The organism is Roseateles sp. PN1 (genome assembly GCF_038419725.1).
Taxonomy (GTDB): Bacteria; Pseudomonadota; Gammaproteobacteria; order Burkholderiales; family Burkholderiaceae_C; genus Paucibacter_A.
Genome location: NZ_JBCARA010000013.1, coordinates 91,778 through 105,854 on the forward strand (window position 1 = coordinate 91,778; position 14,077 = coordinate 105,854).

14 protein-coding genes are annotated in these 14,077 nt (G+C 64.8%); 7 read left to right on the top strand and 7 right to left on the bottom strand.

Annotation, left to right across the window (positions count from 1 at the left end):
- Position 1: 1 nt before the first annotated feature.
- From plsY to AABB87_RS18955, 3 genes are all read left to right on the top strand, one after another.
- A complete protein-coding gene (gene plsY / locus AABB87_RS18945) occupies positions 2–724 on the top strand; it encodes a glycerol-3-phosphate 1-O-acyltransferase PlsY (RefSeq protein WP_341972828.1) in 723 nt (240 codons plus the stop codon).
- A 1-nt stretch (position 725) separates the two neighbouring features.
- Positions 726–1,079, top strand: coding sequence for a RidA family protein (locus tag AABB87_RS18950; protein ID WP_058718962.1), 354 nt, complete (start codon positions 726–728; stop codon positions 1,077–1,079).
- 139 nt (positions 1,080–1,218) lie between these two features.
- Positions 1,219–1,575, top strand: a complete 357-nt coding sequence (locus AABB87_RS18955) for a glutaredoxin family protein (RefSeq protein WP_341972829.1) — start codon at positions 1,219–1,221, stop codon at positions 1,573–1,575.
- Between the two features lie 17 nt (positions 1,576–1,592).
- Here AABB87_RS18955 and AABB87_RS18960 read toward each other — a convergent pair whose 3' ends face one another.
- From AABB87_RS18960 to AABB87_RS18975, 4 genes are all read right to left on the bottom strand, one after another.
- Positions 1,593–2,228 (bottom strand): L-threonylcarbamoyladenylate synthase, encoded by a 636-nt coding sequence (locus AABB87_RS18960; protein ID WP_058722068.1) that lies wholly within the window; start codon positions 2,226–2,228, stop codon positions 1,593–1,595.
- 175 nt (positions 2,229–2,403) lie between these two features.
- Positions 2,404–3,282: a 3',5'-nucleoside bisphosphate phosphatase gene (locus AABB87_RS18965; RefSeq protein ID WP_341972893.1), complete on the bottom strand. Its 879-nt coding sequence runs from the start codon at positions 3,280–3,282 to the stop codon at positions 2,404–2,406.
- Positions 3,283–3,395: 113 nt separating this feature from the next.
- Positions 3,396–5,132: a single-stranded-DNA-specific exonuclease RecJ gene (gene recJ / locus AABB87_RS18970; RefSeq protein WP_341972831.1), complete on the bottom strand. Its 1,737-nt coding sequence runs from the start codon at positions 5,130–5,132 to the stop codon at positions 3,396–3,398.
- Positions 5,132–6,082 (bottom strand): hypothetical protein, encoded by a 951-nt coding sequence (locus tag AABB87_RS18975; RefSeq protein WP_341972833.1) that lies wholly within the window; start codon positions 6,080–6,082, stop codon positions 5,132–5,134. Before AABB87_RS18975 ends, recJ begins: the two co-directional genes overlap by 1 nt.
- Before the next feature lie 153 nt (positions 6,083–6,235).
- Between AABB87_RS18975 and AABB87_RS18980 the strand changes: the two genes are divergently transcribed.
- Genes AABB87_RS18980 through AABB87_RS18990 form a run of 3 tightly spaced genes read left to right on the top strand, consistent with a single transcriptional unit; the run spans position 6,236 to position 9,738 of the window.
- Positions 6,236–7,153: a UDP-2,3-diacylglucosamine diphosphatase gene (locus AABB87_RS18980; RefSeq protein WP_341972834.1), complete on the top strand. Its 918-nt coding sequence runs from the start codon at positions 6,236–6,238 to the stop codon at positions 7,151–7,153.
- Positions 7,154–7,171: 18 nt separating this feature from the next.
- On the top strand, positions 7,172–9,259 hold the full coding sequence (ppk1, locus tag AABB87_RS18985) for a polyphosphate kinase 1 (protein WP_341972836.1): 2,088 nt from the start codon (positions 7,172–7,174) through the stop codon (positions 9,257–9,259).
- Between the two features lie 17 nt (positions 9,260–9,276).
- A complete protein-coding gene (locus tag AABB87_RS18990) occupies positions 9,277–9,738 on the top strand; it encodes a SixA phosphatase family protein (protein ID WP_295130861.1) in 462 nt (153 codons plus the stop codon).
- A 57-nt stretch (positions 9,739–9,795) separates the two neighbouring features.
- On the opposite strand, the gene ppx is transcribed toward AABB87_RS18990, so the two are convergent.
- Positions 9,796–11,319: an exopolyphosphatase gene (gene ppx, locus AABB87_RS18995; protein WP_341972840.1), complete on the bottom strand. Its 1,524-nt coding sequence runs from the start codon at positions 11,317–11,319 to the stop codon at positions 9,796–9,798.
- A 450-nt stretch (positions 11,320–11,769) separates the two neighbouring features.
- Between ppx and AABB87_RS19000 the strand changes: the two genes are divergently transcribed.
- Positions 11,770–12,549 (top strand): ZIP family metal transporter, encoded by a 780-nt coding sequence (locus tag AABB87_RS19000; protein ID WP_341972842.1) that lies wholly within the window; start codon positions 11,770–11,772, stop codon positions 12,547–12,549.
- 31 nt (positions 12,550–12,580) lie between these two features.
- On the opposite strand, the gene AABB87_RS19005 is transcribed toward AABB87_RS19000, so the two are convergent.
- Together AABB87_RS19005 and AABB87_RS19010 are read right to left on the bottom strand one after the other, a co-directional pair.
- Positions 12,581–13,015, bottom strand: a complete 435-nt coding sequence (locus tag AABB87_RS19005) for a universal stress protein (RefSeq protein ID WP_058718976.1) — start codon at positions 13,013–13,015, stop codon at positions 12,581–12,583.
- A 128-nt stretch (positions 13,016–13,143) separates the two neighbouring features.
- Complete coding sequence (locus tag AABB87_RS19010; RefSeq protein ID WP_341972844.1) at positions 13,144–14,025, bottom strand: sulfurtransferase; 882 nt, start codon at positions 14,023–14,025, stop codon at positions 13,144–13,146.
- Positions 14,026–14,077 lie beyond the last annotated feature (52 nt).

The window sequence follows — 14,077 nt, forward strand, 5'->3', positions numbered from 1 at the left end:
CATGCAAGAACAACTCCTCCCTCTGCTGGCCGCCATTTGCGGCTACCTCGTCGGCTCGCTCTCGTTTGCCGTCATCATCAGCCGCTTCATGGGCTTGTCGGACCCGCGCAGCTATGGCTCGGGCAACCCCGGCGCCACCAATGTGCTGCGCTCTGGCAATAAAAAGGCCGCCATCCTGACGCTGGTGTTCGACGCACTCAAAGGCTATGTGCCGGTGCTGCTGGTGGCGCTGTACGGCGCCCGCTTCGGCCTGGGTGAAGGCACGGCCGCCTTGGTGGGCCTGGGCGCCTTCTTGGGCCATTTGTGGCCGGTGTTCTTCCGCTTTGAAGGCGGCAAGGGCGTGGCCACCGCAGCCGGCGTGATCCTGGCGCTGAACCCAGTTCTGGGCCTGGCGACCTTGGCCACCTGGGTGATCATGGCCTACTTCTTCCGCTATTCCTCCCTGGCGTCCTTGACTGCTGCGGCCTTCGCGCCCTTCTACCAAATGCTGATCTGGGACACCGGCCCCATCGTCGGCGTGCTGATCTTGATGGCTTTGCTGCTGGTGTGGCGCCATCTCGAGAACATCAAGAAGCTGCTCAATGGCACCGAGAGCAAGCTCGGCCACAAGGCCGCTGGCGCTGTTCCGGCCGAAGGCACGAGCAAGAAACATCCGCATGGGCATGTGGGCGCCAAGCCGCATGGCCATTCGCACCACCATCCGTCCAAAAAGAAAGGTTCCTGAAATGAGCAACAACATCCAGCGCTTTGACGTCGGCGCACGCATGTCCGAGATGGCCGTCTACAACGGCGTGGTCTATCTGGCCGGCCAAGTGCCCGAAGATGCAACGCAAGACATCACCGGCCAAACCGCCCAGGTGCTGGCCGCCATCGACGCCTTGTTGGCCAAGGCCGGCAGCGACAAGACCAAGATCTTGCGCGCCCAGATCTTCATCGCCGACCTGGCCGACTTCCCCGGCATGAACGCCGCCTGGGACGCCTGGGTTGTGCCCGGCCACACCCCGCCCCGCGCTACGGTCGAGGCCAAGCTGGCCCGCGCCGAGTGGAAGGTGGAAATTGTGGTGACGGCTGCGGTGTAAAGACTGCAGCCATGAGTCTGGTGCTTGAGCGCTTCAGCGCAGCCGAGACGCCTTGCGCGCCAGACTTGCCGCGTGTTTTGGCCGCACCCGCCACGTCGGCGCCGGCCTTTACTCGCATTAACCTGAGGCCGTCCATCTGATGGCCAGGGTCAAAGCTGATTTCTGGTCGCTGGCGCTGATCCTGGCCTTGGTGCTGGGGGCCTCCCAGGCTGCGTCATGGTGGCTTGGGCGCGGGCAGGGCGAAGAACTGCGCGCCCTGGCCAAGCCGGGTGACATCGTGATGCTGTCCTCGCAGACCTGCATCTACTGCGACAAAGCGCGTGCCTGGATGACGACGCAGCAAGTGCCGTTTCGGGAATGCTTTATTGAAAGCGATGCGGCCTGCCTGGCCGAGTTTCAGGCGCGCGGCGCGCGGGGCACGCCCACGCTGGTGGTGCGAGGTCAAACCCAGCTAGGCTTCGATCAAGCGCGGCTGATTCAGTCGCTCAAGCCTTGAGTCTCAATCGCTGAAACTCAATCGCTGAAGCTCAGGCCCAGCTTTTCCGGGTCACCCTGGCCGCGGCGAATCAGCACCGGCGCGTCACCGCTGAGGTCGATCACCGTGGTGGGCTGCAGCGTGCAGGCACCGGCATCGACGATGGCTTGCAAGACCTTGTCAAAGCGCGCGGAAATCTCTTGCGCGTCGTTGAGCGGTTCGGTCTCGCCGGGGGGAATCAGGGTGGCCGACAACAAAGGCTCGCCAAACAAGGCCAGCAAATCCTGCACCACGCGGTGATCCGGTACTCGCAGGCCGATGGTGCGGCGCGAGGGGTGGGACAAGCGGCGGGGTACTTCCTTGGTGGCTTCCAGGATGAAGGCAAACGGTCCCGGCGTGGCCAGCTTGAGCAGGCGGTATTGCTGGTTGTCGACCCGGGCGTAGCTGGCCAGCTCGCTCAGGTCGCGACAGAGCAGGGTCAGGTGGTGCTTGTCGTCAATGCCGCGGATGCGGCGCAGGTTTTCAACCGCGGTTTTGTCGTCCAAACGGCAAACCAGGGCATAGCTGGAATCGGTGGGGATGGCCACCACGCCGCCGCCATGCAGGATCTGCGCGGCTTGCTTGAGAAAGCGTGCTTGCGGGTTCTCGGGGTGGACTTCGAAATATTGGGCCATGCCGCATTGTCCATCGCCGCCAGCGGCTTGCGGCACAGCCGGCTAGGGCTGTTGCCGAAAACGCGACGGCAGATCCCATGTTTATCGGCATTGCCCGGCAAGGTCGCGGGCAAAGAAGCGCTATTGCCGTGAGAGCATGCTCATCAGAGGCACCGGCGACGTTTGAAGTTGGCGCTCAGGCCCAGTGGATGCGATGCGCCAAGGCCTGCCACACCGGCTTCAGGCGGCCAGACAAGCCGTCCAGCCGGCCCAGATCGGTGCGGCTTTCCTCGGGGGAGTGGAAGTCCGAGCCGCGGGAGGCGAAGAGGTCGAACTCCAGCGCCGTGTCGGCGTACTTGATGGCCTCGGCGGCCGAGTGGCTGCCGGTCACCACCTCGATGCCGCGCCCGCCGTGGGCCATGAATTCGGTGATCAGCGCGTACTCTTCGGTGGGGCTGAAGGCATAGCGGGCCGGGTGGGCGATGACGGCCTCGCCGCCGGCTTGTTTGATCCAGCGCAGTGCGTCGCCCAGGCGGGCCCAGCGGTGTTCCACATAACCCGGTTTGCCCTCGGTGAGGAAGCGGCGGAACACTTCGTTGACGTCCTGGCAATGCCCGGCCTCGACCAAGAAGCGCGCGAAATGGGTGCGCGAAATCAGCTCGGGGTTGCCAACGAATTGCAGCGCGCCTTCGTACGCATCTTTGATGCCCACTTGCGCCAGGCCGGCCGCCATCTCGCGGGCACGGGCTTCGCGCCCGCCTCGGGTTTCACGCAAGCCTTGGATCAAGGCGGCGTTGTGATGATCAAAGCCCAGGCCCACGATGTGCACCACCCGGCCGGCAAAGCTGACCGAGATTTCCACGCCTGTGAGGTAGGCCATGCCCTGCGCCAAGGCGGCTTCCATGGCACGCTGTTGGCCGGCCACTTCATCGTGGTCGGTCAAGGCCCAGAGTTCCACGCCATTGGCTTTGGCGCGCTGCGCCAGTTCTTCGGGCGTGAGGGTGCCGTCGGACACGCGCGAATGGCAGTGCAGGTCGGCGTTGGTGCTGGCGTCGACGCTGCGAGGGTTGCCAATGGCGATGTTGGCAGAGGGCTGGGATGTTGGGCTGTTATTCACCCGCCCATTTTAGGTGGCCGACGCCGACCGGCCTTGCGCAAGGTCATTGCCCACCGGGATGCTTCAAGCGGCTAGACCAGCGCCTCCACAATCATCTGCACCCGCTGCTGGCCTTGGTATTCATCCAGGCTCAGCCGGTAGGCCATGCGGCCGCTCTCGGGCACTGGGTCAATATGACTGAACCAGATAGCGTCGCGCAGCACGCCGGCCTGGCGTATGCGCAGCTTGAGGTGGCGCTCACCCACAATGCGCTGCGAAATTACGTCAACCTGATCGCAGAACAGTGGCGCCTCGAAAGCCTGGCCCCAGACCTGTGCGTCCAGGCTGCGCACGGTGTCGGGTGTGAAGAACTCGGGCGAGAGTGGTCCGTCGGTGCGCAGGGTGCGGGTCAGGGCGGCCGCGTCCAGCCATTCAGCGGCCACGGCTTGCAAGGCCTGGTTGAAAGCGGCAAAGCTTCGCGGGTCCGCCAAGGTGCAGCCGGCCGCCATGGCGTGGCCGCCGAATTTCTTCAGCAGCTCGGGTTGGCGTTTGCTGACCAGATCCAGCGCATCGCGCAGATGAAAACCGGGGATGGAGCGCCCCGAGCCCTTGAGCTGCCCATCGGCGCCTTGCGCGAATACAAAGGTCGGGCGATGCACCCGGTCCTTCAGGCGCGAGGCGATGATGCCCACCACGCCCTCGTGAAAGTCGGCCTCGAACAAACAAAGGGCGGCGGGTGGTTCGCCGTCCAGCAAGCTCATGATGTGATCGAGCTTGGCCTCGGCCTGCTCCTTCATATCGGCCTCGATCTCTCGGCGCTCACGGTTGATGGCGTCGAGCTGTTTGGCGAGTTCCAGGGCGCGGCTGGGCTCATCGCTGAGCAGGCATTCAATGCCTAGCGTCATATCGGACAAGCGCCCGGCCGCATTGATGCGCGGCCCCAGGGCAAAGCCCAGGTCGAAGCCGGTGGCGCGGCTGCAATCCCGCCCGGCTGCCGTGAACAGGGCTTGCACGCCGGGCTGTACGCGGCCGGCGCGCATGCGCTTGAGGCCTTGCGCGACCAGGCGGCGGTTATTGGCGTCTAGCTTGACCACATCGGCGACTGTGCCGAGTGCGACTAGGTCCAGCAGGCCGTCGAGCTTGGGTTGGCTGGCGGCATCAAAAGCGCCGCGCCGGCGCAACTCGCTGCGCAGGGCCAGCAGCACGTAAAAGGCCACGCCGACGCCGGCCAGGTTCTTGCTCTCGAAGCTGCAGGCGGGCTGGTTGGGGTTGACGATGGCGTCGGCCTCGGGCAGTACGATTTGGCCGTCAATGAGGGCGGGCAGATGGTGGTCGGTCACCAGCACCTTGAGGCCCAAGGCCTTGGCATGGGCCACGCCGGCGATGCTGGCGATGCCGTTGTCTACCGTCATCAAAACCTGCGGGCGCTGGGGCAGGGCCAGCTCGACGATGGCGGGCGTCAGGCCGTAGCCATGCACGGCGCGGTCGGGTACGACGTAGCCGAGTTGCTCGGGCTTGGCGCCAAGCAGAGCCAGGCCGCGCAGGGCGACGACGCAGGCGGTGGCGCCGTCGCAGTCGTAGTCGGCCACCAGGCAGATGCGCTCACCGGCAAGGATGGCATCGGCCAAGAGCTGGGCGGCGGCGGTGGCGCCGAGCAGGGATTCGGGCGGCAGCAGGCGAGCCAGGCCATCGTCCAATTCAAGCGGCTCACGCACGCCACGGGCGGCAAACAGGCGCGCCAGCAGGGGCGTGTGGCCGGCTTGCTCCAGGGCCCAGGCGGCGCGGGGCGGCACCTCGCGGGTCAGCAGTTGGGGGGTGTTAGCGGCCATCACAAAGCCTCCAGCGCAGCGGCGGCATTGGCGCGTGGCGGCAGCCAGCGCTGCAGGGTTTTTTGTAGGGCGCCGCGCGGCGGCAGCTGGTAGCTCTGCGCGAAGCGCTCGCCGCACAGTGTGAGCTGCACCGGCTCGCCCACGCGCGCCCGCTGCAGCAGTTCCGACACCGCGCCTTCGTCCAACTTCGTCCAGGCCTCGGCCCAGGCCGCCCAGTCAGCGGCCAGCTGGGGCGCTTGCAAGCTGCTGTTGATTTGCAGATTGCCGGGCAGCGGCGTCAGCGTGTCGGGCGCGGCGCCGCAGCCGCTGATCCACACCGAGTTGAGCGCCAAGGCACCACGCGCTTCGCGCTGGGCGTTCAAGGGCTCGCGGTGCAGCAGCATCTGCACCTCGTTTTGCAGGGTGCGCAGGCGGCGTGCGCTGGGCATCCAGGGGTCGACATTGCGCAGCAGCACCCGCTCGACGCTGGCGCTGCTGAGCCCCGCGAGGCTGTCGTGGGTCAGCAGCCATTGGTAGCGCGAGAGCCAGCGCGCGCGCCAGCCCTCGTCGGCTGGCCACAGCTCGGCGAGGGCGGCGAAGAACTGGCGTGACTCTTCATCCGTCAGCTCCAAGGATTCGGGGGCGTAGGCATTGACCTGATCGCTGCCCACGGCCAGGTGCAGCGGCGTCAGCAGGGCCCAGGGCAGGCGTGGGTCTTCGCCAGCGGCTTCGGCAGTCCAAGCGGCGGTGGGTAGCAGGCCATCGCTGTCAGCGTGGGGCTGGACGCTACCGCGCAAGCGGGCCAGGCTGTGTTCGAAGGGGGTGTTGAGGCTTTGCTCATCGCTGCCCAGCGCCGGGCCGGCGGGTTTGAGCAGGCCTAGCAAGCCCGCCAGATGGGGCAGGGTCAGGTGACTCAGGGTGTGCTTACAGGCCTCGTCGAGGGCGCTGGCGTGGGAAATCATCAGGTGCATGGTGGCCATTATCGAGTGCGGTGCTTGGTCAGACGCTGCGCAGGCTTTGGCTGGGCAGGTGCGGGCTAATCGATAGGGACGGGGCGCGCTTGTCACACAAGCTTCATCAAGCTGCCATGGGCTGGACACGGCCTGGGACCAAACTCACTAGCCATGCAGAACGACCACGCCTTGATGCGCGCCGCCGCGACTGCAGCGGGTGCCCTGACCAGCCTGCCCACATCGGTTGATGTGGCGGATTCCGAGGGCGTGGACGGCGGCGGCAAGCCCAGCCGCCGTTACCGCACGGTGTGGATTTCGGACCTGCATCTAGGCACGCCCGGCTGCCAGGCCCATGCTTTGCTCGACTTCTTGCGCGAAGTGGAGTGCGAGGAGCTGTTTCTGGTCGGCGACATCATCGACGGCTGGCAGCTGCGCCGCAGCTGGTACTGGCCGCAAGCCCATAACGATGTGGTGCAAAAGTTGCTGCGCAAGGCCCGCAAGGGCTGCAAGGTCTACTTTGTGCCGGGCAACCACGACGAGTTCGCCCGCAAATACCTCAACCACAACTTCGGTGGCATTGAGGTGGTGAAGGAATGGATCCACGAAACCGCCGACGGGCGCAAGCTGTGGATCACCCATGGCGATTTGTTCGACGGGGTGATCCAGTGCGCCAAGTGGCTAGCCCATGTGGGCGACTGGGCGTATGAGCTGACACTCAAACTCAACCGCTACCTGAACCATCTGCGCGCCAAGTTCGGCCTGCCTTACTGGAGCTTGTCCAAATACCTCAAGCTCAAGGTCAAGCGGGCGGTCAGCTATGTGTCTGACTTCGAAGAAGCTGTGGCGCGGGAGGCACGCAAGCGCGGCGTGCACGGCGTGGTTTGTGGTCATATTCACTTTGCCGAGATGCGCGATATTGACGGCATCCTTTATTGCAACGATGGCGATTGGGTGGAAAGCCTGACCGCCTTGGTCGAGCATGCCGATGGACGCTTGGAAATCCTCGATTGGGGTCAAGTGCTGGCTGCTGGATCGTCCCCTTTAACTGAACCAGGCCTGCCTGCGGCTAGGCCAGAAGTGCTGGCTTAGCGCACCTAGAATCAAAGAATGAGTGCTGCTGAATCGATGCCGACAAACCCAAGTGTTTTGCCTTCCGCCCCCGCTTTGCTGAACCGCGAGCAGGCTATTCTGGAGTTCAACCGTCGTGTGCTGGCCCAGTCCATGCGCCTGGACGTGCCCCTGCTGGAGCGCTTGCGCTATATCTGCATCGTGTCGTCCAACCTCGACGAGTTCTTCGAGGTGCGCTTTGCCGACATGCTGGACGCGGCCCGCGATCCGCAGGGCACGGTGGATAACCGCGATGTGGAGCGGGTGGCCCGCGCCTCGCACGCCTTGATTGATGAGCAGTACGCCATCTTCAACGAACAGCTGATGCCCTTGCTGGCCGAGCAGAAGATCGTCATCCTCAATCACGCGGACCGCAATGAAGTGCAGCGGGCCTGGGTGGCCAAGTTCTTTGAGCGCGAGGTGCGCCCGTTGCTGGTGCCTGTCGGCTTGGATCCGGCCCACCCCTTCCCGCAGGTGGCCAACAAGTCCCTGCATTTCATTGCCCGCTTGTCGGGCAAAGACGCCTTCGGCCGCGATAACCGCATTGCCATCGTCAAGGTACCTCGGGTGCTGCCCCGGGTGATTCGCTTGCCGGCCGCCATCAGCGATGGACGCCAAGCGTTTGCCTTGCTGACCAGCGTGATTCGCGCCCATCTGGAGGAATTGTTCTCGGGCCGCAAGGTCGAGGCTTTCTCGCAGTTCCGGGTCACCCGCGATTCCGATCTGGAAGTGGACGAGGAAGAAATCGCCAATCTGCGCAATGCCTTGCGCTCGGGCCTGACGACGCGGCATTTCGGCCGCGCGGTGCGCTTGGAGGTGGTCAACACCTGCCCGGGCGAGTTGGCGCAGTTCCTGCTGGAGCAGTTCGATCTGCCAGCCGCCGCGCTCTACCGGGTCAACGGGCCGGTCAATCTGGTGCGCCTGAATGAGCTGATCGATCAGACCGATGCGCCCGAGTTGCGTTTCGAGCCGCATGAGCCGGCTTGGCCGCAGTCGCTGCCGCGCCAGAAGTCCATCTTCGAGCGCTTGCGCACCAAGGGCGATGTCTTGATGCATCACCCATTCGAGAGCTTCGACCCGGTGGTGCAGTTTCTGCGCGAAGCGGTGGAAGACCCCGATGTGCTGGCCATCAAGCAGACCATTTACCGCACGGGCAGCAAGTCGGTGCTGGGTGATTTGCTGATCGAGGCAGCACGGCGTGGCAAGGAAGTGATGGCCGTGGTGGAGTTGAAAGCGCGCTTCGACGAAGAAGCCAATATCAACTGGGCCGAGCGCCTGGAGGCGGTGGGCGCGCAAGTGGTGTACGGCATCGTCGGTTTTAAAACCCATGCCAAGCTGCTGCTGGTGACGCGCCGCGAGGGCACCAAGTTCCGCCGCTATGCGCATCTGTCCACCGGCAACTACAACCCCAAGACGGCGCGCTTCTACACCGACCTGGGTTATCTGACTGCCGACCCTGAGCTGACCTCGGACGCCGACTCGGTGTTCCGTCAGCTGGCCTCGCTGGGCAAGATCAAGACGCCCAAGCGCTTGCTGCTGGCGCCCTTCAATATGCACAGCCGCATGATGGAGCACCTGGCCCAGGTGGCCGAGGCGGCGCGGGCCGGCAAGCCGGCGCGCATCGTTGTGAAGATCAATGCGCTGACCGATGCCGAGTTGATCAACGGCATCTTGGCGGCCGGCCAGGCCGGCGCCAAGGTGGACTTGATCGTGCGCGGTGCTTGCATGTTGCCGCCGGGCCTGCCGGGCATCAGCGACAACATCGTGGTGCGCTCGGTGGTTGGGCGCTTTTTGGAGCACACCCGGGTCTGTTATTTCCAGTGGGGTGCCAGCGAGGATGAAGTGGCGCTGTACTTGGCCAGCGCCGACTGGATGAGCCGCAATATGTTCCGCCGCATTGAAATCGCCTGGCCGGTCAACGACCCCAAGCTGCGCCAGCGCATCATCGACGAGGCCCTGGTGCCTTATCTGCACGACGGGCTGGATGCTTGGCAGCTCGGGCCGGACGGCCGATCTAGCCGAGTTTCCACTACCGGCCTGAGCGCTCAGCAGGCCTTGATGCAGCGCTTCAAGGCGCAGCGCGACTAAGCACGGGGATTGCTGGCATGGACCTGATTCTGTGGCGCCACGCTGAAGCGGAGTTGCTGCGCGAAGGCAGCACCGATATGGCGCGCTGCCTGACGGCAAAGGGCGAACGCCAGGCCGCGCGCATGGCGGATTGGCTGAACCATCGCCTGGCCGCATCCACCCGCGTGCTGGTCAGCCCGGCCGAGCGGGCGCGTGGCACTGCGGCGGCCTTGGGGCGCGAAGTGCGCATCGTCAACAGCATTGCGCCCGACGCCTCGGTGCAGGATCTGCTGGCCGCCTCGCGCTGGCCGCAGTCCAGCGAGCCGGTGCTGATGGTGGGCCATCAGCCGACGCTGGGCTTGCTGGCCTCGCTGCTCTTGACCGGCACGGCCCAGCCCTGGGCGGTCAAAAAGGGGGGCGTCTGGTGGCTGCGTTCGCGCCAGCGCGACGGCCATTCGGAAGTGGTGCTGCAAGCGGTGCAGGCACCGGACTTTCTTTAGTCCTTGCGTGACAGACCGCCCGAGGGGTTTGCCTCAAGCCACTCCGTCGCCCGCTGACTAAGCCAGCACCAGTTCCAGCACCCCGCTGCGAGCCCAAGCCGCGGCTTCTTCTTGCAAGAGATAGGACGTGCGCGGGTTTTGTTGGGCCCATGATTTGGGCAGGCTTAGGGTGAAGCGTTTTCCTTCGCGCGTGAGTCGCAGGGCCTGGCTGTCCACTGCTTCGCGGGCATGGGCTTTGATGACGGCCAAGCGCAGGCTCAGCAATTGCAGCAGCAGGCTTTCGTCACCGAGGATGCCGTCGAGCTTGCGCAGACCGCCGCGTTGCCCCAGTGCCAGGTCGCCCAGGCGCTTGAGCTGGCTTTGCGAAAAGCCGGCCGCGTCCACATGGGCCAGCAAATAGGCGCTGTGGCGATGGTGGTCGTGGTGCGAGACCATCATGCCCATCTCGTGCAGAGCGGCGGCCCAGGCCAGTTCGCGCTGGCGTTCACGCGGTGCGCGGGGCGCCAGTTGCTTGTAGAGACTTTGGGCGGTGGCTTGCACCCGGGCGGCTTGCGCCAGGTCGACAGCAAAGCGCTTTTGCAAGGCCTCCACCGAGGCTTCGCGCATATCTTGCTTGGCGGCGCCGTCGCTGGTGCGCGCGGCTTCCAGGCGCTCGACCAGATCGAAGATCACGCCCTGGCGCAGCGCACCCTTGGCCGGGAACAACTCGGCAATGCCGAATTGGGTCAGCAAGGTGTAGAGGATGCACAGGCCGCCGCCCACCACGGCGCGGCGGTCTTCCTTCAGGCCCATCAGGTCGAGGCGGCTCATATTGCCGGCGGCAATGCATTGCTCAATGCACCAGCGCAAGGCCTCGGGCGTGATGCGACCATCGGTCACGCCGCTGGCCGCCAGGATTTGCGCCACCGCACCCACCGTGCCGGAGGAGCCCAGCGCGCGCTGCCACAGGGCCGGCTTGAAGAGGGTCAGGGCTTCTTCCAGCTCGGCGCCCGCGGCCACTTGCGCGGCACGGAAAGCGTCGGCGGTGAAGACCCCGTCGGGGAAGAAGCGCATCGACAGGCTGACGCTGCCGATCTGAAAAGACTCGGCCGAAGCCGGGCGGCGCCCGCGGCCCAGAATCATCTCGGTGGAGCGGCCGCCGATGTCGATCACCAGCCGGGGCTCGTCCGAGGGCTGCAGGCGCGCCACGCCGGCGTAGATCAGCCGGGCTTCTTCGCGGCCGGAGATGACCTCGATGGGGTAGCCCAAGGCTTCTTGCGCGCGCGCCAAAAAGGCATTGCGGTTCTTGGCTTCGCGCAGGGTTTGCGTGGCCACGGCACGCACACGGGCGGCCGGGAAGCCCTTCAGGCGCAGGGCAAAGCGCTGCAGGCATTCCAGACCGCGCTGCATGGCGGCCTCGGTCAACATGCCTTCTTCGTCCAGGCCGGCGCCAAGGCGAACGGTTTCTTTCAGATATTCCTGGCGCTTGTATTGGCCGCGCGGCAGTTGGGCAATTTCCAACCTGAAGCTGTTGGAGCCCATATCGATGGCGGCGAGGGGGGCGGCGATGTCGGGGGTGACCGGAATGGGCAGCAAATTCATGCTGGCGATTGTCGCGGCAAACTTGGGCGCGGACGTGACGGAAGGCGTGGCCTTGGCCCTCGGCGGCTGAAAAGCAACGGCATGCGCAGCCTGTTGGGTTCAGTAGGGCGTGAACTCTGGCGCCGAAGGGGCTGACGCGGCGGCTGGCCGGCTTCGCTGCGGGGCTATTGACACGGTTGATAAGATGAGGGGTCGCTTGAAGGTAGCGTCAGACGCTGCACCCGCGTCGAGTCAGATCGATCCGGCTGCGCCGCAGGCCTTCAATGCAGATGCCCGACCCAGCTTTCGCCAGGATGTGGCCAACGAGGGGTGGCAAGCTGGCCTGGCGGAAAAGCCGGTCTGGCGCCGATGTTTGTTGTTTGTAGATGAAGTAGCAGTGCTGCATGCTGAGCCAGACCGCGCCGACCTTGGGCGCGGTTTGTTTTTGGTCTGCCGCACAACGGAAACTTGATGACTCTTTTTTATATCTTGCTGGCCACTTTCGCCGGCGGTGTGCTCTCCGTCGTGATTGCGGCGAGCCTGACCGTTAGCCTGCTGAGCCGCATCGTCAAGAACCTGGTGAGCCTGTCCACCGGTGTGCTGCTCAGCACGGCCTTGCTGCATGTCTTGCCCGAGGCCTTCGAGAGCAAGGCCAGCCCGCATGCGCTATTCATGGTGCTGTTGGGCGGCTTGATGTTCTTCTTCTTGCTCGAGAAGGTGGAGTTGTATCGCCACACCCATCATCACGAGGGCGATGGTCACCATCACCACCACCACTTCGATGCCGAGCAGGCCGGGCGGGGGGGGTTGAGCGTGCTGGTCGGCGACAGCATCCACAATTTCTGCGACGGCATCATCATCGCGGCGGCTTTTTTGGCCGACCCGCATCTGGGTGTGGTGACCTCGCTGGCCATCATTGCGCACGAGATTCCGCAAGAGGTGGGCGACTACATCGTGCTGCTCAATGCCGGCTTTTCGCGCGCCAAAGCGCTGCTCTTCAATGCCATTTCAGGCTTGGCAGCGGTGCTGGGCGGGGTGGTGGGCTACTTTGTAGTGGGCCCGTGGGAAAGCTTGTTCCCCTACTTGCTGGTCGCGGCCAGCAGCAGCTTTGTCTATGTAGCGGTGGCCGACTTGATTCCGCAATTGCAGCGCCGCCTGCCTTGGCGCGAGACGGTCGCGCAATTGGCCTGGTTGGCTGTGGGCATCGGCTTGGTCGTCGTGGTCGTGGCTGTTTCAGCGCACGACCACTGAGCTTGGTTGGCTGGATCGAGCAGTTGCTCGGTCAGCGCACCACCAACACCGGCGTGGTGCAGTGGGTCAACACTTTCTGGGTCTCACTGCCCAGCAGCAGGGCTTGCACACCGCGGCGGCCATGCGAGGCCATGACGACCAGATCGCATTGGTTGTCGGCCACATACTCGATGATGGCTTCCCAGGCATGCAGGGCTTCGACGGTGAAGCCTTCGCATTGCACTTCGGCTGCGGCGGCCAGGTCCAAAGCGGCCTTGACGCGAGCGCCGGCGATGCGCTCTTGCGCGTCAAAAAACTCTTGCGGCGGCGTCGGCTGCATTTCCGAGACGGCGCTGTAGGGGAAGGGTTCTTTCACGCTCAGGGCGAAAAGCTTGGCGCCGTGAATGCGTGCCAGACCGATGGCAGTGTTCAGTGCCTTGGCGCTGATTTCGGAACCGTCGGTCGGGACAAGAATGCGTTTGAACATGGTTTGGATCCTCCTTGGCGTGACGAGATGGCATCAAGCGCAGCGGTTTAGGCTTGGCCGATAGCCTTCAGTTTGGCCTGCTCGGCCAAACTGCATCTTGCGCTAAATCAAGCTCGAAGGGGAGTGCGTCAAGCCGTCGCGATGGGCCGCAGCGGGTTGGAGGACCATTCGCTCCAGGATCCGGGGTAGAGCTTGGCGCCGGGCAGGCCGGCATGGCTCATGGCCAGCAGGTTGTGGCAGGCGGTGACACCGGAGCCGCATTGATGCACGACCTGGTCCGCCGGGTAGGCGCCGAGCAGGGACAAGAATTCCTCGCGCAGCTGCGCGGCCGGTTTGAAGTGCAGGCCGTCCGCCGTCAGATTGTTTTTGAACAAGCGGTTGCTGGCGCCTGGAATATGGCCGGCCTTGGCGTCGAGCGGCTCGACCTCGCCCCGGAAGCGCTCCGGCGCACGCGCATCGATGAGGCGAATCGTGCCGAGTTGGGCTTGCAGCCTGTCGGCGTCAATGCTGCTGACCAGCGATTCGGAGACTTGGAATGTGGCCGGGGAGGGCGCCGGAATGACGTCGCTGCTACCGCTAGTCTTGTCGGCATGGGGTGCGCTCAACCAGGCGCTCAGGCCGCCGTCCAGCACCGCCACGGCCGAATGGCCGACCCAGTGCAACATCCACCACAGCCGCGCCGCATACATGCTGCCTTGGGCGTCGTAGACCACCACTTGGCGCCCGGCGGATAGCCCCAGATCCGCCATTTTTTGCGCGAAAACTTGGCGCTCGGGCAGGGGGTGGCGGCCGTTGCTGCCGCTCTTCGCACCGCTGAGGTCGCGGTCCAGGTGCAAATAGTGGGCGCCGGGCAGGTGGCCGGTGCGGTAGGCGTGCTCACCCGCAGCCGGGTTGGCCAGATCGAAGCTCACGTCAATCAGCAAGGGCGGCATGCTGCCATTGCCCTCAGCTTGAGCCAGCAGGCCCTGCAGTTCCGACACGGTGATCAAGGTCTGGAAAACGGGGCTCATGCTGGGTCCTGTTGTTGGCGTTTGGCTGCTCGGCTGGTGGGGCGCTGACTGC